We start from the raw sequence: 19352 nt of genomic DNA, 5'->3' as shown, positions 1-19352 counted from the left end.
GGCTTTGCCGTGGTGGCCGACGAAGTGCGCAAGCTGGCGGAACGCACCAGCAAGTCCACGCTGGAAATCGACGGCATGATTCAGCGGGTGCAGCACCAGGCGAGCGAGGCGGTGAATACCATGCAAAGCGGCATGCAGCACCTGGAACAGGGCTTGCAGCTGGCCGAGGCATCGGCCGGAGAAAACATCGAAGTACAGCGCATTGTCAGCAGCCTGCTTGGCACCATCGGCCAGCTTACCGATTCCGGCCAGGCGCATGCCAGTGCCACGGCTGAAATCGGCACCGTGGCCAGCTCCATGCATCAGGCACAGCAAAGCCTGTCCGACTGTGTGGAACAGACCCGTCACACCATCGGCCTGCTGGGTTTGCTGGCCGGGCGTTTCCGGGTCAGCGAAGCCATGGGCAAAGGCCGCTGAGTACTTACTTCAGGTAAGAACGCACGATCCGCATCACCTGATCCACCTCTTCCTGCCGGGCCGGATGCTGTTCCGGCCCATCTGCGGCAGGCTGCTGTGTTAGCAGATGCTCACGCAGATGGCCTTCCAGCACCTCGGCCATCAGGCCGTTCACCGCCCCGCGAATGGCTGCTATCTGCTGCAACACCGCCATGCATTCCTGTCCTTCTTCCAGCGCGCGCTCGATGGCCGCGGCCTGGCCCTTGATGCGCCGGACCCTGGCCAGTAAAGGCTTCTGACCCTTGATGGTATGTCCCATGCTGCTATTTTCCTTCTCAAAACATACTAGGGGGTAGTATATTGCGGGCAATTGCCACTGCGAAGCTCGTCATCATGCCAGCTCTTTCCGAACTCATACAGCAAGGCTCGACCAATCTCTGGTTGTTCATCCCGTCCGCCATCCTGCTGGGGGCGCTGCATGGACTGGAGCCGGGCCATTCCAAGACGCTGATGGCGTCTTTCATCATCGCCATCCGCGGCAGCATCGCCCAGGCGGTATTGCTCGGCCTGTGCGCGGCACTGTCGCACTCGCTGGTGGTATGGCTGCTGGCGGCTGCGGCGCTGCATTTTGGCAACCAGTTGCTGGTGGAACAGGCCGAACCCTGGCTGCTGATGTTGTCCGGCCTGATCGTGCTGGGCATTGCCGGCTGGATGTGCTGGCGCACGCGACAGGACAATCTGGCTGCCCGCGCCTGGCAGCATGCGCCACACGGCGGCAAGATCATCAACACCGGCCATGGCCTGGTGGAACTGCTGATCAGCCCGCAGCAGCCAGCGCATCTGCAGCTCTACTGCTACAACAATCACATGCGCCCGCAACCACCACAGGCCGACGTACGTTATCAGCTGCAGCTGCGCCGCGATGATGGCCACCGCGAAAGCCATGATTTGCTGCCACATGGCAAGATTTTGCAATCAGCCAGCCCGGTGGCCGCGCCACACCAGTTTGATGTCACGCTAGACATGCAGCACGGCGGCCATGGCCATCAGTTTGCCGTGCGTTTCGGCCCACCGCCGGCCCAACGCTATCGCAGCCAGGCCACCCCGTCTGTAGCTGGGCGTGGCCAGCTTGCCGCCAGGCGCCCGCAGCAAGGCCATGCTCAATCTGCAGCCAGTGCCGGCTATCAGGACGCCCACGAAAAAGCCCATGCCGATGAAATTGCCCGCCGCTTTGCCGGCAAGCCGGTGAGCACGGTGCAGATCGCCCTGTTTGGCCTGACTGGCGGGCTGATGCCCTGCCCTGCCTCGGTAACCATCCTGCTGCTGTGCCTGCAACTGAAACGGGTGGCGCTGGGCGCGACCATGGTGGCGTCCTTCAGCCTGGGACTGGCGCTGTCGCTGGTCAGCGTGGGGGTGCTTGCCGCCTGGGGTGCCCAGCAGCTGGGGCAACGTCTGGGTAATCTGGACGGCGTGGCGCGCCGGCTGCCTTATTTGTCCAGCCTGCTGATGCTCTTGATCGCACTGGTGATGATGGTGCAGGGCTGGCGGCAACTGGCGGCCTGAGCCGGCACAGACAATAAAAAAACGAGGCCGCAGCCTCGTTTTTTATTACTACAGCCATCAAAGGCATCAGGCCTTGATCCAGCCCAGCGCGATCGGCTTGGCCAGCAACAGGCGATAGGCCTCGTTCAGCGACTGCAACAAGCGCGCTCCGCAAACCGGCCAGGCCAGTGCCAGCAGCCGGCTATACAGCAAGGGCAGCAGCAGGCCGCCCAGGATGTCCAGCGGCCAGTGCACCCCCAGGTAGACCCGCGACCAGCCTACCGCCAGCGTCAGCAGCAGCAGCACACGGCCAAGGCGGGCCTTGCCGGCCAGCCAGAAGGCATAGGCGGTGGTGGCAAAAATGGTGGTGTGATCACTGGGAAAGGACGGGTCGGCCGCATGGGCGATAAAGCGGTAGCCCAGCCCGATGGCAAAGGGACGCGGGTGATCCCAGGCCAGGCCGATCAGCTGGTTGCACAACAAGGCCAGCCCGACACTGAGCAAGACCCGCAAAGCTCTTTCGCGCTGCGCTTGTTCACCCCACAGCCACATGCCCAGCAGCAGCATTGGAATCAGCAGGATCAGGTATTTGGCCAGCACGGTGGCCAGCATGATCAGTGGCGCAGGCGAGGCCGGCGTGGCATTGATGAGCAGGAACAGGGCCTGATTGATGCTTTCCAGTGCAGACATGACAGTTTGATGACGAAAATAAGAAAACCGGATTGTAACGGGCAGCAGGCTCGCTGTCCTTGCTTGTTTTGTGACCAAGCATGTCTTTGCCTGCCCACGGGCCAGACTGCGCTACAGTAGCGCTCTGGCCAGCAACACAACACGCAGGAGTTCCATGCCTTCCAGCCCGCCCCCAACCGCCCCCGCCGCTGTCAGCCTGCGGCAAGCCTTCGTCTTCTGGCTCAAGCTGGGCTTTATCAGCTTTGGCGGACCTGCCGGACAAATTGCCCTGCTGCATCAGGAGCTGGTGGAAAAACGCCGCTGGATCTCGGAGCGGCGCTTCTTGCATGCGCTCAACTACTGCATGCTGCTGCCGGGGCCGGAGGCTCAACAGCTGGCCACCTATATCGGCTGGCTGATGCATCGCAGCTGGGGTGGCATCATCGCGGGCGGGCTGTTCGTCCTGCCTTCGCTATTCATCCTGAGCGGGCTGTCCTGGCTGTATCTGGCGCTGGGCCAGCTACCCCTGGTGGCCGGACTGTTTTACGGCATCAAGCCGGCCATTGTCGCGATTGTGCTGCAGGCAGCCCTGCGCATCGGCCAGCGCACGCTGAAAAACCGGTTGCTGTGGTCGCTGGCGGCGGCCTCCTTTGTGGCACTGGCGCTGTTTGGCCTGCCGTTTCCGCTGATCGTGCTGGCTGCCGCCGCAGTCGGCTATCTGGCCGGCCAGCGCCATCCGGCGCTATTTGCCGGCACCCGTGGCAGCCATGGCCAAAGCACCACCGCCAGCGGCCCGGCACTGATCGACGACGACACGCCCACGCCGGCACATGCCCGCTTCAGCCTGGCCGGCCTGCTGCGGGTGCTGCTGGCCGGCAGCCTGCTTTGGGCCGTGCCACTGCTGCTACTACTCAGCCACTATGGCTGGCAGCATCCGTTTACCCAGATGGGCTGGTTTTTCACCAAGGCAGCCTTGCTGACTTTTGGCGGTGCATATGCGGTCTTGCCCTATGTCTATCAAGGCGCAGTCAGCCACTATGGCTGGCTGAGTGCCGGGCAGATGATGGACGGGCTGGCGCTGGGCGAAAGCACGCCCGGACCGCTGATCATGGTGGTGGCCTTTGTCGGCTTTGTCGGCGGCTACCAGCATGTGGCTGGCAGCACGCCCTGGCTGGCCGGCGCCATGGCCGCCTGCCTGGTCACCTGGTTTACCTTCCTGCCGTCTTTTCTGTTCATTCTGGCCGGCGGGCCACTGATCGAGCGTACCCACGGCACGCTGTCGCTCACCGCGCCGCTCACTGCCATCACGGCGGCCGTGGTGGGTGTCATTGCCAATCTGGCGCTGTTCTTCGGCTGGCATGCACTATGGCCGCAAGGCTGGCAGGCCGGGCCGGACTGGCCGGCCGTACTGCTTGCGCTGGCGGCGGCGCTGGCGCTGTTGCGCTACAAGGTGGGGGTAATCCCGGTTCTGGCAGCCGCCGCGCTATGCGGCTGGCTGCTCAGGCTCTGAGCAGGGTCTAAGCCTGTTCGAGGCCGAGACGGGACGGCAGCAGGCGGATGGCAGCGGCATTGGACGGGGAAAACACCAGCTCGGCCGCCTGCTGCCAGGGCAGCCACTGCTGGGCGGTGTGTTCGCCCGGAGCCAGTTGCACGCTTTGCGGCTGCGCCAGTTGCAGGCCGAATACGTACTCGTCGTTATGCGTGACCCCGTCAGGATAGCGGTGCCGCCAGTGCGGGTAGATTTCGTAGCGGTTGTGCAGCTGCCAGTCGCTCAATTGATGCTGGCCGGCATCCAGCCCGGTTTCTTCCAGCAATTCACGGCAAGCGGTTTCCCGCAGGCTTTCCTCGCCCTCGCGGCTGCCGGTGACCGATTGCCAGTAGCCGGCCTTGTCGGCGCGTTCGATCAGCAATACCTGGCCGTCGGCAGTGTGAATCACCACCAGTACCGAAACCGGCTGCTTAGTGCCCATCGCCACGACTCCCGCCATGCTCGGACTGGCTGGCTGCCAGCAGGCCGGCCAGCTCCACCGCAGATTTGACGCCCATTTTCTCGAATACCCGTGAGCGGTGTACTTCCACCGTTTTCATGCTGATGGAAAGATCCTCGGCAATCTGCTTGTTGAGCTTGCCCAGCAGGATCAGCTGCATGACTTCCTTTTCCCGCTCGGTCAGCAAGGCCAGCAAGGCACTGACGCGCTGGCGGCGGCCATGCACGGCGCGGTTGGCCTCGTCCTGGCGCAGCATCTTTTCCACCCGCGCCAGCAGCATCTCGTCATCAAAGGGCTTTTCCATGAAATCCAGCGCTCCCAGCTTGATGGCCGCCACCGCATGCGGCACATCGCCATGCGCGGTCAGCATGATGGCCGGCGGGCAATAGGCCAGCTCGGCCAGCCGCTCCAGCAGCATGATGCCGGACATGCCGGACATGCGCAGATCGACGATCAGGCCATTGAAACCGGCATCCGGCCCGGTGGCCAGGAACTCTTCGGCGCTGTCAAAGCCGCTGACCTGGTAACCCTGGCCATCCAGCAGCCAGATCAGTGCCTGCCGCACTGCGGCATCGTCGTCCACAATCGCCAGTCGTTTGCCGCTCATGCCTGCTCTCCCCGGCCGGGCAGCGCCACGGCCACATCGCTGACAATACGCACATCGCGCTGCGGGTAGGGAATCTCGATACCGAGTTCCTTGAAGCGCCGCCAGATGGCCAGATAGATTTCCGATTTCAGCCCCATGAAGCCGTTTTCCGGGTCTTTCACCCAGATGCCCAGCTCCAGATTGATGCCGTTATCGGCAAAGGCCGTGACAAAGGCTGCCGGCGCCGGATCGGTTTGCACGCGCGGGTGCACGGCCGATGCGCGCAGCACCCCCAGCGCCTGCTCCAGATCGGTGGCGTAATCCACCTGGATGGGCAGGCTGATCCACATCGCCTTGTCCGAATAGGACTGGTTGATCACGGTATTGGAAATCAGCGCGTCGTTCGGCACCAGCGCCTCGGAGCCATCGGCGCTTTGCAGCACCACATAGCGCGAGGTGATGCGCGTGACATAGCCAACGCGGTTGTCCACCATCAGCCGGTCGCCAATGCGGATGGAGCGGTCCAGCAGAATGATGAAGCCGGAGACATAATTACTGGCAATCTTTTGCAGGCCGAAACCCAGCCCCACACCCAGTGCGCCACCGAATACCGACAGCACGGTCAGGTCTATGCCCACCACCGGCAGCGCAATCAGCACCGCCACCACGATGAGCAGGGTGCGCGCCATTTTGGAAAACACGATGCGTAGCGACAGGTCCATATGCTTGAGGCCCATCACCCGCGCCTCGATCACCCGGCTGACCCACAAGGCCACCACCACGATGATGGACACCCACAGCATGGCGTTGAGGATGGTCAGCAGGTCCAGATGGGTTTTACCCACGGTAAAGGACACCGATTGCAGCCAGTCCAGCATCACATCGTCAAAGCCGATGGCCCAGCTGACAAAGCCCAGCCACAGCACGGTGGCGATGAAGTGTTCGGAATGGCGCTCGAACTTGCCCTTGGGCAGCGCCTGGCGCATCACCGCGGAAAACAGCCGGATCACCCCCAGCCAGAACAGCATGGCGGTAAACAGCGGCAGCAAATGCGGCCGGCTATGGGTCAGCAGATTCCAGCCGACAATGCACAGCAGCATGCAGCCCAGCGAAACGCCGGGCAACACCAGGCGGAAGGCGGTGTAGGTGACAAAACGCTCGTAGCGTTCCGGATGATGCTGGAACCAGCGGCGGAAAGCCTGCCGTGCGGCAAAGCTGCCCAGCAGCAGGCACAGCACGGCCAGCAGCAACTGGGTCAGACCGGTAGCGGTCTGGGCGGCCGTCACCACCGTGTCAAAATTCATTTCTTCACGAACTAGCAGCACCTGATTCTCCTTGCCATCACCATCCGGCCTTAGTGGCCAGCCACGGCGTCCTGCACGCGGCCTTCCACCAGCCGCAATATGCGTTCTGCCCGCCCGGCCAGCTCCAGATCATGGGTAACGATGATCAGGCTGGTGCCCAGGCCCTCGTTCAGCTCCAGCATCAGGTCGAATACCTGGCGGGCGGTCTGGTAATCCAGATTACCGGTTGGCTCGTCGGCCAGCAGGCAGGCCGGCTGTGTCACCAGCGCCCGGGCAATGGCTGCACGCTGGCGCTCGCCGCCGGACAATTCACCCTGTTTGTGCTGCAAGCGTTGCGACAGGCCCACCCGCTCCAGCATGGCAGCGGCCTGTTCGGCGGCCTCCTTGCGTGGCAGGCGGCGAATCAGCAAGGGCATCATCACGTTTTCCAGCGCGGTGAATTCCGGCAACAGATGGTGAAACTGGTAAACAAAGCCCAGCGACTGGTTGCGCAGCACGCCACGTTCGGCCTCGGACAAGCCGGCCAGATCGCGCCCCAGCACTTCCACCACGCCCTGGCTGGGCGTATCCAGCCCGCCCAGCAGGTGCAACAGCGTACTCTTGCCCGAGCCGGAAGCTCCGACAATCGCCAGCCGCTCGCCCTTGTCCACCCGGATTGTCACGTCCGACAGCACGGTCAGGTTGAGCCGGCCTTCGCTATAGGTTTTGCCCAGATTGCGGCAGTTCAGCACATTACTCATAACGCAGCGCCTCCGCCGGCTGGGTGCGCGCAGCGCGCCAGCTGGGATAAAGGGTAGCCAGCAAGGCCAGCAGCAGGGCAATCACGGTAATGGTGCTCACGTCGCCCAGCTGCACGTCGGATGGCAGGTAGTCGATCATGTACACCTCGCTGGACAAGAGCTTGGTACCCAGCACGCGTTCGATCAAGGGCACGATCACATCCAGATTCAGCGCCACCAGCACCCCGCCGGCCACCCCGGCCAGCGTGCCGCTGACCCCGGCCACCGAACCCTGGATCATGAAAATCTTCATGATGCTGGAGGGGGCCGCGCCCAGCGTGCGCAGAATGGCGATGTCGGCCTGCTTGTCGGTCACCACCATCACCAGCGTGGACACCAGATTGAAAGCCGCTACCGCCACGATCAGGGTGAGGATGATGGTCATCATGCGTTTTTCAATTTGCACCGCACGGAAGTAATTGGCATTGGTGTCGGTCCAGTCGGTCACCTGCGACTGCTGGCCCAGCGCCTGCTGCAGATTGGCCTTCACCAGCGGGGCCAGCATCGGGTCGTCCAGCTTCAGCCGCACCCCGCTGACGGTATCGCCAAGGCGCGACAACACCTGGGCATCCTGCAGATGAATCATCGCCAGCGAGGCGTCGTATTCGAACATGTCCACCTTGAAAATGCCGATGACAGTGAACTGCTTGTAGCGCGGAATCATCCCCGCCGGGGTGACCGTCCCTTCCGGGGTAAACAGCGTCACCTTGTCCCCCATGCCCACATTCAACTGTCGCGCCAGTTCCACGCCCAGCACGATGCCGAACTGGCCGGGCTTGAGCGCCTCCAGCCTGCCCTTGAGCATGTGCTGGCCCACGTCCACCACCTTGTCTTCCAGTACCGGCTCGATGCCGCGCACCAGACCGCCGCGCACATTGCCATAGGCGGAAAACAGGCCCTGGCCATTCACGAAGGGGGCGGCAGCCACCACGTGGGCATCGCGCTCGGCCACCTTGGCCACGCCCTGCCACTGTGGCAGACGCCCGTCAAAGGCAGAGATTTCCACATGCGAGGCCACGCTGAGAATACGGCCACGGATTTCCTTCTGGAAACCGTTCATCACCGACAGCACGATGATCAGCGCTGCTACTCCCAGCGCGATGCCGACAATGGAAATCAGGGAAATAAAAGAGATAAAACCATTGCGCCGTTTGGCGCGCAGATAACGCAGCCCGATCAGGACTTCAAAAGGCCATTGCATGCCGGTCTGCCTTTCAGGGCTGATAGGGGTTGTGCAGGCTTTGCATCAGCCGCACCAGGAAATCCTTGACCTGCTGTTCGTCACAGCCCATCAGAATGGCATCTTCCAGCGCGTCCTGCGCCATCTGCTGCAATTCCTCCAGGTTTTCGTTCATTACCTTGATTTTTTCCACACAGGCGACGATGCCGCCTTGCGGGTCTTTCCATACCGGAATGTCAATATTCATGGCCATGCCTGGCTAATCCTGAAAACGCAATGCCCGCCAAGGCGGGCATCGTGATGATGGTCAGCCGCCGACGGTTCAGCCGGCGACCTTTTTCTTCTTGCCGTGGCCGGACTTGCCGGCGTGGGCGGGCTTGTCACTACGCGCCGACTTGCCACTCTTGCCGGCTTTCTCGGCCTTGCCGCCCTTTTTCTTGCTGGCCGGTGCTTCGGCCACCGCCTTGCACTTCCGGCCTTTGCGACATTTTACCTTGGGCGCTGCCGCCACACTGTTGTCACGCGGCTTGGCCGCAGCACTGTCGGCGGCTCCCGGCAATTCATCCGCTGCCTGCACATTGGCATTGTTACGGTTGATGCGGCGCGCGCCATTCCAGCGGCTTTGCCAGTAGCTCTGGTTCAGGCTCACCACTTCGACATTGCGCCCGGTACGCGGCGCGTGGATGAACTTGCCGTTGCCCATATACATGCCAACATGGGAATAGGCAAAACCCCGGGTATTGAAGAAGACCAGATCACCGGCGACCAGTTCACTTTTATCGACAGCCTTGCCGATATGCGCCATCTCGGCCGAGGTGCGCGGCAAATTGACCTTGAGGGATTTCTGGAATACATAACGGACAAAACCGCTGCAATCCAGACCACTGACCGGCGAATTGCCACCAAAACGGTAGGCCACGCCCAGCAGGCTCATGGCCTGCAGCAGCAAATCACCTACAGCATCCTCGCCAGGCGAGGCATACTTGGCAATGGGGTCTTCCGAGGCCTCGACCTTGGGCCGTGCATCCTGCACATTCTTTTCCGGTGCGGCCTGGGCAAAAACCATGACGCCAGCAAGCATCACGGCGAGTAATCGGAGTTGCAATTTCATAGGCCGCACTCTATCGGACAGGGACGGGAGTGTAAAGCCAACTTGGACACCAATAAGCCCATGCTCAGAGAAACTCTTGTTGCAATGCGCGACCTTCCGCGCCTGAAGGAAATCAGCGGCATCCTCATCCGCCACGGTCTGGGAGAATTCGCCCAGCGCCTGCGCCTGCCACGCGCCATGGAGAAAGCCGGCGAATGGCTGAACCTGCACCTGCCGGATGCCGACGCCGGCCTGCCCACGCCGGTGCGGGTGCGACTGGCCTTCGAGGAACTGGGCCCCACCTTCATCAAGCTGGGGCAAATCCTGTCGACCCGGGTAGATGTTTTCCCGGCCGAGTGGATTGCCGAATTCGAAAAACTGCAGTCCACGGTGCCGCCGGTCGACCCGGCCTCGGTGCGGCTGCTGGTGATCAAGGCCCTGGGCAAGCCACCGGAAGAGCTGTTTGCCAGCTTTGATGAAAAGCCCATCGGCTCCGCCTCCATCGCCCAGGTGCATTTCGCCACCCTGCATGATGGCAGCCATGTCGCGGTCAAGCTGCGCCGCCCCGGCATCGTGGAAAAGGTGGATGCCGACCTGCGCATCCTGGCGCACCTGGCCACACTGATCGAAATGGAATTCCCCGATGCACGGCGCTTCCAGCCGGTAGAAATCGTCAGCCAGTTTTCCCGCTCACTGAAACGCGAGATGGACCTGGCGGTGGAAGCGCGCAATATGGAACGCTTCGCCCGCGATTTTGCTGATGATGCCCGGGTGGTGGTGCCCAAGGTGTACTGGGACTACACCAATCCGGCGGTGAATGTGCAGCAGCATATCGATGGCGTACCGGCCAGCCGGCTGGATCAATTGGCCGACAGCGGGCTGGACCCGGTGGCGCTGGCCAGCCATGGTGCGGATGCCGTGCTGAAGATGATTCTGCTCAATGGCTTTTTCCATGCCGACCCGCACCCCGGCAATGTGTTCTTCCTGGCGGAACACCGCATCGCCTTTATCGATTTCGGCATGGTGGGGCGTATCAGCCATGGCCGGCGCGACGAAATCGTCGACCTGCTGGCGGCACTGGCCGAGCGCAACGAACACGCCATGATGGATGTGCTGGTGGAGTGGACCGGCAACACCCCGGTGGACGAGCAGAAATTCGCCTACGACATCAGCGAGTTCATGTTCCAGTACGAACACGTGCCGCTGAAAGACCTCAATATCAGCCAGCTGATCACCGACATCATGGCGCTGATCCGTGACCACGGCATTTTGCTGCCGCCGGACATGGCCATGCTGTTCAAGGCACTGATCACGCTGGAGGGCCTGGGCCGCCAGCTGGATCCAGACTTCCAGCTGGTAGAACACATCACGCCCTTTGTGCGCGAACTGCTGCTGGCGCGCTACCACCCGAAAACCCTGCTCAAGCGCGGCAAGCTCACCCTGCAGGAAACACTGGGCATGCTCACCGGCCTGCCGCGCGACATCCTGCGGCTGTCCAAGGACATCCGTCAGGGCAAGTTCCGCATCCAACTGGACCTGCAGCGGCTGGACAGCTTCGGCAAGCAACTGGACCGCAGCACCAACCGCCTGACCATGGCCATTGTTACCGGCTGCCTGATCATCGGCTCCTCCATCGTGATGACGGTGAACGCCGGTCCCAAACTGTTTGGCCTGCCCTTCTTCGGCTTCATCGGCTTCATGATCGCCCTGTTCAACAGCGTCTGGCTGATCTGGTCGATCTGGCGCTCGGGCAAGGAGCTGTAATGCGCCGGCTCATGATCGCTCTCCTGCTGCTGAGCAGCACGCCGGCACTGGCGCTGCAGATTGTCGAGCTGAGCTGGCGTCAGGCCAGCGAGCTGCAAAGCGCCCTGCAAGCGCAACTGCTGCCGGATGAGCGGCTCAGCGCACTGGACAACAAGCTGATCATCGACGCCAACCCGGCACGCGAACAACAGCTGGCGGCACTGGCCAGGCAGCTGGATGTGCGCCCGCTCAGCCTGCGGCTGGAAGTGAGCCAGTCCGGCAGCAGCGTGCAGAGCCAGTCCGGGGTACAGCTGCAGGGCAATATCAGCATCGGCCGCATCATCCCCGGCAGTGCCGGCAATGGCGTCAGCTTGTCGGCGCAGCAGGACAGCCGCAGCCAATCCGGCCAGAGCCTGCAAAGCCTCACCCTGCTGGACGGGCGCAGCGGCTTTATCCAGCTGGTGCAAAGTCGTCCCCTGTCATGGCTGCTGCTGACACCGCAAGGCAATATCGTGCGCGGCAGCAGCTGGCAGGAGGCCGTCAGCGGCTTTTACGCCCTCCCCCGCCTGCAGGGTGAACGGGTGGTCATCGAACTGGCAGTCAGCCAGCAGGCTTTTGCCGGCAAGCAGCGCGAGGGCAGCCAGCTTTCCACTACCGTGGCTGGACGCCTGGGCGAGTGGATAGAGGTGGGCGGCATAGTCCGCGACCAGCAAGGCCAGAACAGCTTGCTGCTGGGCAGCGGCCAGCAGTTGCTGAGTAAGCAGCAGTCCGTGCGCATCCGCGTGCAAGCCCTACCCTAGCCGCCTGCCCGCAGTGACAAATCAGCGCTGAGGGGTCTTGTCTTTGTAAATAATAATGATTATCATTTGCAAAACATATCGATCAGGAGCTGTCATGAATGCAATGCTGGTAGGCGCGGATACGCTGGGCAATATTCCCGAGGTGCTGCAAGAGTTCGGCATCACCATTCACCGTCACCTGAACGGGCGCAACAGCTCGCATCAGCGCAAGAGCGACCGCCTGCCGGCCGGCACCGATCTGCTCATCCTGTTTACCGATTTTCTCGGCCACAATGTGATGCGCCATTTCCGCGCCCTGGCGGCAGAAGAACAAGTCCGCTTCATCGCCTGCCGCCGCTCGGTCTGTGCCCTGAAACAGTCGCTGGACTGCGCCGGCCTCTCCAGCAAGCAGTGCGGCAGCTGCCCGCAGCGCTGTCAGCCTGCTACCAGCAGCAAGAAGCGCCATTAAGCAAAAAGCCGGGCATGGACCCGGCTTTGCTCTTTCCACCTTGCAGCCTTATTCGCCGCGTCCCGCCTTGCGTGCGGCCTGCTGCAACAGCTGTAGCTGATGGGAAAACTGGCGGCAGTTGCCGCACATCCACAAATGCACGCGCAAGCGCACGTATTGCCATTGGTTCAAGGGCTGGTCCAGCCCCTGTGATATCAGGCGACTGGCCTGCCGGCAGTTGATCTTCATGCCTTGGCCTCCCCGGTCCAGCGTATTTCGAAACATTCGCGCAAGCTCATGCGGGCGCGATAGAGCAGTACTGAACAGTTAGTCGCCGTCACATCCAGATTGTTACAGATTTCGGCAATTTCCAGCCCCATCACCTCGCGCATGACAAAAGCCATGGCGGTGCGCCGGGGCATCACCTCGGAACAGCGCTCGAACACTTCCCAGAACTGACGGGACATCAGCGACTCTTCCGGCCCGCTCCAGGCCTTGATCTTGTCCTGCCAGTGGCCATCCTTGCTGAACAGGCCGTCAAAGTCGCTGTCGTCGGTTTCATCCTCCAGCGATTCGAACAGCACCTCCTTCCCCTTGCGGCGCAGCCGGTCGATCAGCTTGAAGCGCAGGATGGAGGTGAGCCAGGTACGCAGGCTGGATTTGCCACTGAAGCTGTCGCCCGACTCCAGCGCAGCCAGCACGGTTTCCTGCACGATATCGTTGGCGGCGTCACGATCGCGCAACTGCGCCAGCGCATAGCGTTGCAGATAGGGCAGCTCGGCTTCCAGATCGGCATGGGCAATCATGGCTCAGTCTCCACGACAGTAATCGACCGCATGTTCCAGCCGGTCAACGGTAATCACTTCCAGTCCTTCGATAGGCTGGCGCGGCTTGTTGGCCGTGGGCACGATGGCGCGGCTGAAGCCCAGCTTGGCGGCTTCTTTCAGCCGCTCCTGCCCACGCGACACCGGACGCACTTCGCCGGCCAGGCCCACTTCGCCAAACACCACCAGTTTTTCCGGCAGGGGCTTGTTACGCAAGGACGACACCATGGCCAGGATCACCGCCAGGTCGGCTGCCGGTTCGCTGATCTTGACCCCGCCCACCGCATTCAGGAACACGTCCTGATCAAAGCAGGCCACGCCACCATGGCGGTGCAGCACCGCCAGCAGCATGGCCAGCCGGTTTTGTTCCAGCCCCACCGCCAGCCGCTTGGGCTGCATGCCATGGCAATCGTCCACCAGCGCCTGGATTTCCACCAGCAGCGGGCGGCTGCCCTCCTGGGTAACCAGCACGCAGGAGCCGGACACATCATCCCGGTAGGAAGACAGGAAGATGGCCGAGGGATTGGACACACCTTTGAGACCGGTTTCGGTCATCACGAACACACCCAGCTCGTTGACTGCGCCAAAGCGGTTCTTGATGGCGCGAATCATGCGGTAGTTGGAGTGGGCATCACCCTCGAAATACAGCACGGTGTCCACCATGTGTTCCAGCACGCGCGGGCCGGCCAGCGAGCCTTCCTTGGTGACATGGCCTACCAGCAGAATGGTGGTGCCGGTCTGCTTGGCCATGCGGGTGAGCTGGGCAGCACATTCACGCACCTGCGATACCGAACCGGGGGCCGAGGTCACCTGCTCGGTATACAGGGTCTGGATGGAGTCGATGACCGCCACTTCCGGCTGCTCTTGCTTGAGCGTTTCCAGAATGGCTTCCAGGCGGATTTCCGCCAGCAGATTGACCTGGCTGGGGTCGACCGCCAGCCGCGAAGCGCGCAGGGCGATTTGCTGTGGCGATTCCTCACCCGACACATACAGCACCTTGCGCCGCTTGCCGATCACCGCCAGCGCCTGCAACAGCAGCGTGGATTTGCCAATGCCGGGGTCGCCGCCGATCAGGATGACCGCACCACGCACGATGCCACCGCCCAGCACCCGGTCCAGCTCGTCGATGCCGGAGGGGTCACGCGGGACTTCTTCAGTCTTGACCTCGGACAGCACTTGCACGCGGGCATTGGTGGTGGACCAGGACTGAAAGCGCGGATTACTGGCGGCGGGGGTGGAGACGGCTTCCACCAGGGTGTTCCAGGCAGAACAATGGGGACACTGGCCCTGCCATTTCGGCAATTGGCCGCCGCACTCGGTGCAGCTGAAAACAGTTTTGATTTTTGCCATCAGGAAAAGCGCAGGAAGGATTCAACCGGGATTGGCGTTATTGGCATTGTCGGCCGGGGGCTGGCCGTTGTCGGCAGGTTTGTTGCCATTGAGTTGCTGGATGATGTTGAGCAGGCGCTTCTGGTCAGGTTCGCCGGCACCGCCACCGGCCTTGGCCTTGGCTTTGTCTCCGCCACCATTGTGGCGGATGGCGGCCAGTACGGCCGCCACCTGGGGATCGGTCTTGGCGGCCTTGTCCGCCTCCTCGCTGCTCAGCGGGGGCGGGGCTGCCGGGCTGGGTGCGGCACTGGAAGACTTGCCATCGGCCGCTGGAGCCGGTGCGCCTGCACCATCCCGCGCCGGAGTCGAGCTGTCAGCATGCACGCGCGGCGTATCGCCAGGTGGAGGCTCCATGGTATCCAGCTTGTTCTTGGCCATGTACTCGTTCATTTCGCGCCAGCCGGCGTAAATGGCCGCGGTATCGGCATCCGGATTGCGCTTGAAGCACTCTTCCAGCGAACGGCCAGTCTGGCGGCAGGCGGCGCCCAGCGCCTTGTGTGCCTCCTTGGACAGACCAGACACATTATTGACCCAGTTGCAGCCAGCCAGCAGCACCAGCAAGGGCCAGATCCACAGACTCTTCATGCTTTCCCCCATAGACCATCTGCCGGCCACCGCGTGATGGCCGGCCATGTGCTGCTTATTCGCCTTTTCGACTGCGCAGGTCCAGTTCGACGATTTCGCCGCTCTGCCCCTTGCTGGACTCACTCATCCAGTGCAGCAGATAGGGCATCAGCGTGGCCAGATCAGCGCGCTCGCTCTTGGCTTCGCCCGGATGGGTGCGGTTGCGCTGCGGCGAATTCACCGGCCCCGGAATCAGCTGATTGACACGCAGGTTCGGATACACCTCCCACTCATCGGCGGCAACCTTGGTCAGATAATTGAGACCGGCCTTGGAAGCGCCGAAGCCACCCCAGTAAGCCGCCGGGTGCAGCGAATGGCTTTCACCCATGAACAGTACCGAGGCATCCGCCGACTCTTTCAGCAGCGGCAGGCAGGCGCGGGTCAGCGCAAACGGTGCCACGGTGTTGATGCGGTACTGGTTCATCCACTCGTCGATGCCCTGGTTGGACAGCGGTGACAAAGCGTAAAAATGCGAGGCGCAATGCACGATGCCATCCAGCTGGCCCAGCTCGCGCTTGATCTGGAAGGCGGCGTTGCTCAATTGCTCGTCGGTTGCCGTCAGCAGATCCAGCGGAATGGCTGCCGGCTCTTTGCCGCCGGCTGCCACGATTTCATCGTAGACCTTTTCCAGCCCCTTGACGCTGCGCGCCAGCAACACCACCGAAGCACCATGCGCGGCAAACGTCAGCGCAGCTTCCCGACCTACCCCTTGCGTAGCCCCCGTCACCAGAATGACGCGGCCAGCCAGACAATCTTTGGCAAATGTTTGGTTCATATTGATTTTCTGCTGTGAGTCACCCGGCGGCGACCCGTGATGATGGCAAATCCTGTAATAGCTGGCGGGCGGCAGTCACACCGCTTTGCACCGCCCCTTCCAGCGTGGCGGGGTAGTCCGGGCACAGCCAGTCTCCCGCCAGAAAAACCGATTGTACCCTGCTACGGCAGTGTGGTCTTGTCAGTCCCACGGTCGAAGCAAAGGTGGCACGCTTTTCCACGATCAGCTGCGCGGCGGTCGGCTGCAAGCCATTCAAAGCCGGCAGCAGCTCACCGATATCGGTTTCCACCTTGCGCAGCAGCGCTTCGCGACTCAGTGCCTGCACCGCCAGCGGCGGTGCGCTGATGACAGCGGCCAGCAAGCCACGTTCGCCGGACAGCGCCTGACGGTCGAACAACCAGTCCAGCGTGCCGCCCTGCAAGCCCATCATCGGCAAGGGCATGGCAATGTCGGCGTCGTAGCGCAGGTATGCGGTATATATCGGCCAATACTGGAAAGCCTTGACCTGGGCCTGCAAGGTGGGCTCTTGCAACAGGGCAGCAGCGTGATAAGGTGCCAGCGCCACGATGGCCGCATCAAAAAACTGGCCATCCACCAGCACACCGTGCGCAGCTGCTTGTACCTGTTCCACACGCACCCCGCCACACCACTGCACGCCCTGCTCGCCCAGCCAGCGCAAGGCCGGGGCCGGAAACAGCGCGGACAGGTCCTGTCTGGGCAGCAACAGGTCGCTGTCGGCACGACGGCCACCCAGGCTGTCGCGCAGCGTGGTCGCCAGAATCTGCATCGAGGCTTGTTCCAGCGGGGTATTCAGTGCCGACAGCACCATGGGCCGCCAGAATTGCTGCACCAGCCAGTCCGACTGGGCTTGCTGCTGCAACCAGCGCTTGACCGTGCAATCCTTGGCCAGCCGCCAGCGCTGCCGCTTCAGGCTTTGCAAGGCGCGGGCCAGACGCCACTTGTCCTGCCAGCCCAGGCCCTTGGCCGACAGCAGGCCGGCCAGCACATGCAGTGGTGCCGGCCAGCGCGGGCATTGCATGCGTATGCCATCCTGGCGATACCAGCTCAGGGGCAAGCGCTGCATGGCCTGCTTGGGGTCGACACCCACCTTGCGCATCAGCCGCAGGCACTGGTGATAGCCGCCGATCAGAATATGCTGGCCGTTATCCAGCTGGCTATCACTGGCACTGATGCGACGCGCCCGTCCGCCCGGCTCACGCCCGGCTTCAAACAGCGTCAGCTCGGCGTGACCAGCCAGCTCGACGGCTGCCGCCAGACCGGCCCAGCCGGCGCCGATGATGGCAATACGGGGAATGGCAGCCATATCAGGATCAGGCCCGGTAACCCAGCACCCAGGTACGCCAGGCCAGCCACAGCTTGCGTACTGGCGTCAGCGACAGGCGCTGGTTGAGCACCTTGGCCGGGCCGTCCAGCTGGATTTCTTCCAGCGTGGCGCGGTAGATGGCCGCCATCAGCAAGCCGGGGCGCTGGCTCTTGCGGTCGACTGCCGGCAGCAGTTCCCAGGCGCGGCGGTAGTATTCGCGGGCACGCTCGATCTGGAAGCTCATCAGCGCGGCGAATGCGGGGGTTTCACGGTAGCTGCTCAGATCACTGGCCGGGACATTGAAGCGTTGCAGTTCTTCTACCGGCAGGTAGATGCGGCCACGGCGCACGTCTTCACCCACGTCACGGATGATATTGGTCAGCTGGAAGGCAATGCCCAGTTCGTGAGCGTATTTCAGCGTTTGCCGGTCCTGGTAGCCGAAAATCTGGGCCGCCAGCTGGCCCACCACGCCGGCCACCCGGTGGCAGTACAACAGCAAATCCTGAAAGCGCTCGTAGCGGGCGAAGTCCAGGTCCATCTGCATGCCATCGACGATTTCTTCCAGCAGGTTCTGCGGCAGGTCGAGTGCGGTCACATGCGGCTTGAGCGCCTGCATCACCGGGTGTTCCGGCTGACCGTGGTAAAGCTTTGCCACCTCGCCACGCCACCAGGCCAGCTTGGCACGGGCCACGCCCTCGTCGTGGCATTCGTCCACCACATCGTCCACTTCGCGGCAAAAGGCATACAGCGCGGTAATGGCGTCGCGGCGGTCGGCCGGCAAAAAGCGGAAACTGGTGTAAAAGCTGGAGCCGCTGCTGGCGGCCTTGTCCTGACAATACTGCTGCGGCGTCACTCGCCTCTCCTCATCTGCCATCGGGCCTGCCGGAGCGTCCCGAAGAATGGTTGTTATTGTCTGTACTGGTCAATCAGCGGGCGCGCAGTGCACGCCACAACATATAGACCCAGTCGCGCCAGGTCAGTACCGGGCGCTGGCGGAACACATCGCCGCCACTGTCATGCAGCTTTTTCAGGATGCGCCCGCCACCCATGATGACCAGCCGCAATTCCAGCCCCAGCCGCCCCTTGAGCACCTTGCCCAAGGGCGCACCGGCCTGCAACATTTTACGGGTGCGCTCGATTTGCGCCAGCATCATCGGCCGCCACAGGCCGGTGGCATCGCGCCCGGCGATCTGCGACTCGCGAATGCGGAATTTTTCCAGGTCATCCAGCGGGATATAAATGCGGTCCTTGTCCCAGTCGATGGCCACGTCCTGCAGGAAGTTGATCAACTGCAGCGCGGTGCAGATGCCATCGGACATGGCCAGGCTGCGCGGGTCGTTTTCACCATACAGCGCCAGCATCAGCCGCCCGACCGGATTGGCCGAGCGGCGACAATAATCCACCACTTCGGCAAAGTTCTGGTAACGCTTTTTCACCACATCCTGGCTGAAAGCCGACAGCAGATCGTAAAACGGCTGCATGGGCAGCGCATGGCTGCTGATGGCGGCGGCCAGGTTACGCATCAGCGGCATGGCCGGAATGCCGCCATCACGGATGACATCCAGCTCGCCCTGCAGCTGCGCCAGTTCGCGCAGCCGCTCTTCCGCCTGCTTGTCACCTTCGTCGGCAACATCGTCGGCATAGCGGGCAAAATGGTAGATGGCATGCACTGCCCGGCGCATGCGGCGGGGCAGCAAAATGGAACCTACCGGGAAGTTTTCATAATGGCCAACCGACATCGGCATTCCCGCACAGTCATTGCTAAGCCGCCGATTATAGCGCAGGCCGTGCAGCAAAATTTTTTTCGCAGATCCCTTTACAGCCAACGGCAGCCTGTCTATACTGCGCCCCACTGTGAACGACAGACACGGGGCTATAGCTCAGCTGGGAGAGCGCTTGCATGGCATGCAAG

General features: G+C 62.4%; 23 protein-coding genes. 6 read left to right on the top strand and 17 right to left on the bottom strand.

Annotated elements, in window-relative coordinates; translation table 11 throughout:
* On the top strand, nt 1–417 hold a 417-nt coding region (locus EAY64_RS18895), incomplete at its 5' end, for a methyl-accepting chemotaxis protein (protein WP_233566513.1).
* 4 nt (nt 418–421) lie between these two features.
* On the opposite strand, the gene EAY64_RS18890 is transcribed toward EAY64_RS18895, so the two are convergent.
* Complete coding sequence (locus EAY64_RS18890) at nt 422–715, bottom strand: metal/formaldehyde-sensitive transcriptional repressor (RefSeq protein WP_103526262.1); 294 nt, start codon at nt 713–715, stop codon at nt 422–424.
* A 74-nt stretch (nt 716–789) separates the two neighbouring features.
* Here EAY64_RS18890 and EAY64_RS20850 point away from each other — a divergent pair, with 74 nt between their 5' ends.
* Nucleotides 790–1959 (top strand): HoxN/HupN/NixA family nickel/cobalt transporter, encoded by a 1170-nt coding sequence (locus EAY64_RS20850; protein ID WP_103526261.1) that lies wholly within the window; start codon nt 790–792, stop codon nt 1957–1959.
* Between the two features lie 66 nt (nt 1960–2025).
* Here the strand turns inward: EAY64_RS20850 and EAY64_RS18880 are convergent, their stop codons facing one another.
* The gene (locus EAY64_RS18880) at nt 2026–2628 is read right to left on the bottom strand and encodes a phosphatase PAP2 family protein (protein WP_103526260.1); all 603 of its coding nucleotides are present in this window, start codon (nt 2626–2628) and stop codon (nt 2026–2028) included.
* Between the two features lie 154 nt (nt 2629–2782).
* Here EAY64_RS18880 and chrA point away from each other — a divergent pair, with 154 nt between their 5' ends.
* Entirely contained in the window at nt 2783–4117 is a 1335-nt protein-coding gene (gene chrA / locus EAY64_RS18875; protein WP_103526259.1) for a chromate efflux transporter, read from the top strand.
* Nucleotides 4118–4124: 7 nt separating this feature from the next.
* On the opposite strand, the gene nudB is transcribed toward chrA, so the two are convergent.
* From nudB to EAY64_RS18840, 7 genes are all read right to left on the bottom strand, one after another.
* Entirely contained in the window at nt 4125–4577 is a 453-nt protein-coding gene (gene nudB / locus EAY64_RS18870) for a dihydroneopterin triphosphate diphosphatase (RefSeq protein WP_103526258.1), read from the bottom strand.
* Nucleotides 4567–5202, bottom strand: a complete 636-nt coding sequence (locus EAY64_RS18865) for a response regulator transcription factor (protein ID WP_103526257.1) — start codon at nt 5200–5202, stop codon at nt 4567–4569. The genes nudB and EAY64_RS18865 overlap by 11 nt, the downstream gene beginning before the upstream one ends.
* A complete protein-coding gene (locus EAY64_RS18860) occupies nt 5199–6506 on the bottom strand; it encodes a mechanosensitive ion channel family protein (RefSeq protein ID WP_226034295.1) in 1308 nt (435 codons plus the stop codon). Before EAY64_RS18860 ends, EAY64_RS18865 begins: the two co-directional genes overlap by 4 nt.
* 29 nt (nt 6507–6535) lie before the next feature.
* Nucleotides 6536–7225, bottom strand: coding sequence for a lipoprotein-releasing ABC transporter ATP-binding protein LolD (gene lolD, locus EAY64_RS18855; protein WP_103526255.1), 690 nt, complete (start codon nt 7223–7225; stop codon nt 6536–6538).
* Nucleotides 7218–8465, bottom strand: coding sequence for a lipoprotein-releasing ABC transporter permease subunit (locus EAY64_RS18850; protein WP_103526254.1), 1248 nt, complete (start codon nt 8463–8465; stop codon nt 7218–7220). The genes lolD and EAY64_RS18850 overlap by 8 nt, the downstream gene beginning before the upstream one ends.
* A 13-nt stretch (nt 8466–8478) precedes the next feature.
* Nucleotides 8479–8691, bottom strand: coding sequence for a hypothetical protein (locus EAY64_RS18845; RefSeq protein WP_059286722.1), 213 nt, complete (start codon nt 8689–8691; stop codon nt 8479–8481).
* 75 nt (nt 8692–8766) lie between these two features.
* The gene (locus EAY64_RS18840) at nt 8767–9555 is read right to left on the bottom strand and encodes a C40 family peptidase (RefSeq protein WP_103526253.1); all 789 of its coding nucleotides are present in this window, start codon (nt 9553–9555) and stop codon (nt 8767–8769) included.
* 60 nt (nt 9556–9615) lie between these two features.
* Between EAY64_RS18840 and EAY64_RS18835 the strand changes: the two genes are divergently transcribed.
* The 3 genes from EAY64_RS18835 to EAY64_RS18825 all read left to right on the top strand — a co-directional run bounded on the left by EAY64_RS18835 (nt 9616) and on the right by EAY64_RS18825 (nt 12525).
* Nucleotides 9616–11298, top strand: a complete 1683-nt coding sequence (locus tag EAY64_RS18835; protein ID WP_103526252.1) for an ABC1 kinase family protein — start codon at nt 9616–9618, stop codon at nt 11296–11298.
* Entirely contained in the window at nt 11298–12077 is a 780-nt protein-coding gene (locus tag EAY64_RS18830; RefSeq protein WP_103526251.1) for a hypothetical protein, read from the top strand. The genes EAY64_RS18835 and EAY64_RS18830 overlap by 1 nt, the downstream gene beginning before the upstream one ends.
* 94 nt (nt 12078–12171) lie before the next feature.
* The gene (locus EAY64_RS18825; protein ID WP_103526250.1) at nt 12172–12525 is read left to right on the top strand and encodes a DUF2325 domain-containing protein; all 354 of its coding nucleotides are present in this window, start codon (nt 12172–12174) and stop codon (nt 12523–12525) included.
* Nucleotides 12526–12573: 48 nt separating this feature from the next.
* Here the strand turns inward: EAY64_RS18825 and EAY64_RS18820 are convergent, their stop codons facing one another.
* The 8 genes from EAY64_RS18820 to hpnC all read right to left on the bottom strand — a co-directional run bounded on the left by EAY64_RS18820 (nt 12574) and on the right by hpnC (nt 19179).
* Nucleotides 12574–12753, bottom strand: a complete 180-nt coding sequence (locus EAY64_RS18820; RefSeq protein ID WP_059286714.1) for a zf-HC2 domain-containing protein — start codon at nt 12751–12753, stop codon at nt 12574–12576.
* Nucleotides 12750–13310 carry a sigma-70 family RNA polymerase sigma factor gene (locus EAY64_RS18815; protein ID WP_103526249.1) on the bottom strand — a complete coding sequence of 187 codons (561 nt, stop codon included), beginning with the start codon at nt 13308–13310 and terminating at the stop codon, nt 12750–12752. Before EAY64_RS18815 ends, EAY64_RS18820 begins: the two co-directional genes overlap by 4 nt.
* A gap of 3 nt (nt 13311–13313) precedes the next feature.
* Entirely contained in the window at nt 13314–14678 is a 1365-nt protein-coding gene (radA, locus tag EAY64_RS18810; RefSeq protein ID WP_103526248.1) for a DNA repair protein RadA, read from the bottom strand.
* A 21-nt stretch (nt 14679–14699) separates the two neighbouring features.
* Nucleotides 14700–15302: a hypothetical protein gene (locus tag EAY64_RS18805; RefSeq protein ID WP_103526263.1), complete on the bottom strand. Its 603-nt coding sequence runs from the start codon at nt 15300–15302 to the stop codon at nt 14700–14702.
* A 55-nt stretch (nt 15303–15357) separates the two neighbouring features.
* On the bottom strand, nt 15358–16116 hold the full coding sequence (locus EAY64_RS18800; protein ID WP_103526247.1) for an SDR family oxidoreductase: 759 nt from the start codon (nt 16114–16116) through the stop codon (nt 15358–15360).
* A gap of 19 nt (nt 16117–16135) precedes the next feature.
* Nucleotides 16136–17440 carry a hydroxysqualene dehydroxylase HpnE gene (gene hpnE, locus EAY64_RS18795; RefSeq protein WP_103526246.1) on the bottom strand — a complete coding sequence of 435 codons (1305 nt, stop codon included), beginning with the start codon at nt 17438–17440 and terminating at the stop codon, nt 16136–16138.
* A 7-nt stretch (nt 17441–17447) separates the two neighbouring features.
* A complete protein-coding gene (gene hpnD / locus EAY64_RS18790) occupies nt 17448–18293 on the bottom strand; it encodes a presqualene diphosphate synthase HpnD (protein WP_103526245.1) in 846 nt (281 codons plus the stop codon).
* Nucleotides 18294–18366: 73 nt separating this feature from the next.
* Nucleotides 18367–19179 carry a squalene synthase HpnC gene (hpnC, locus tag EAY64_RS18785; RefSeq protein WP_103526244.1) on the bottom strand — a complete coding sequence of 271 codons (813 nt, stop codon included), beginning with the start codon at nt 19177–19179 and terminating at the stop codon, nt 18367–18369.
* Between the last annotated feature and the right edge of the window lie 173 nt (nt 19180–19352).

Origin of the sequence: Aquitalea palustris, from assembly GCF_003693445.1 — a bacterium.
Classification (GTDB): domain Bacteria; phylum Pseudomonadota; class Gammaproteobacteria; order Burkholderiales; family Chromobacteriaceae; genus Aquitalea; species Aquitalea palustris.
This window is presented reverse-complemented; position numbering and strand designations above follow the sequence as displayed.